The organism is Capnocytophaga sp. oral taxon 329 str. F0087, assembly GCF_000213295.2.
Lineage (GTDB): Bacteria > Bacteroidota > Bacteroidia > Flavobacteriales > Flavobacteriaceae > Capnocytophaga > Capnocytophaga leadbetteri_A.
Map to the genome: position 1 here is coordinate 30,503 of NZ_KN390007.1, position 1,397 is coordinate 31,899.

Consider the following 1,397-nt stretch of genomic DNA (forward strand, 5'->3'; position numbering starts at 1 on the left):
ATGATACCTCTACCTCCATATCTACACAATTGGATAGTTTGATTCCTGCCAGCAAAATATCCAATCTTACTCAAGGGATGTTTGTAGGAGCTGTTTCTGATAATTTTGACGAGCGTATAGAGCAGAAGATATTCCACGCTCAGATTATAGTAGATAACGAGAAAGTAGCTGCAGAGAGCAAAGCCTACCAAAAAATACCTCAAATCCTCTCCTTTGAAGACGAAAATGGAGAAGACCAAATGCAACAACAAATCCAAGCCAATTACAAGCAAGTAAAAACTGACATTATCCAGCTCATCACCGATGAGCTCACCCGCATTGAAAACGACCCTGAATTAGTGCATTTGATAAGGAAAGAGGAATAAATGAAAACTGCTAAACATTTTAAGATGTTTAGCAGTTTTTATTAGTTAAATCAGTCTTTCAAAAACTCCCCGACCATTATCCTTCCTCCACTGTCATCTCCTCCACCTCGAAAGAGAATCCCCTCAAAGATAATGTATTTATCCTCAAAGAAACCTACATTCTTATTGAAAACTAACAACCCTGCCATAGGAATTTTGTGGGTTTTCCAAGTTTTCCCTTTGTCAAAAGAAAAACGCAATTCAGAATGGGCGTGAAGCCTTGTATAATCACAAATAAAATCCTTGTAGTAATAGTACTTTTCACGATTCTCTTTGGTTATCTTACGGATAAAGTTTTCCTCAAGATCGTAAATCATCAATTCATATGTTTCCTCATCATTCTCATTTTTTTCATTTTGCAAAGAAAGAGGGGTATTGTAATCAGACGAATTTTCAGGAAAGAAATAATTATATTTATGTTTAAGCTGATTAAAGAGTTTGTCTTCTCCTGTAATTACGTTGTAAGTACGAAGTTCTAATATTCCATTGTAATATAGAATATCTCCATTCTGATGAATAGGATAATACTGATAAGTAGTGAGTTTTTTAGGTATCTCATATAGCTTTACAGAGTCTTTACTTAATACATCTGCTAAAAAACGAATTTCATTCTTTTTACATTTGAGAAATCGACCATCAAAATCATCATAATAATTTTTTTCATCTCTGTTATATTTATCTATTGTTTTCAATTGAAAAGTTGTATGATTAAGGAGGTATATATATTCGAATTTATAATCCGAAGTACAAATAATACTATACTCTTTCGTATAGGCTGCAATATCATAGACATCATTTCCTTCAAGAATGAGTTCCTTGTAGGATTGCCCTCTATCCGTAGAGATATAGAGTACTGCTTGCCGTTCTGTTACTGTAGGATCAAACTCAGGTGTATCTTTCTGGGCTCCTAAAATAATGACATTTTCTATAGGAGAAAATATCAAGCTTAGTTCAATATTGGCATCTGGATCAAAAGGTCCATTTTTTACTTGC

General features: G+C 33.9%; 1 protein-coding gene and 1 pseudogene. One reads left to right on the plus strand and one right to left on the minus strand.

Annotated elements, in window-relative coordinates; genetic code table 11:
* A pseudogene (locus HMPREF9074_RS06745) lies at nt 1-365 on the plus strand (conjugal transfer protein TraG); the annotation flags it as partial.
* Nucleotides 366-415: 50 nt separating this feature from the next.
* Here HMPREF9074_RS06745 and HMPREF9074_RS06750 read toward each other — a convergent pair.
* Nucleotides 416-1,397, minus strand: a 982-nt coding sequence (locus HMPREF9074_RS06750; protein ID WP_034540076.1) for a hypothetical protein, incomplete at its 5' end; no start/stop codon positions are given.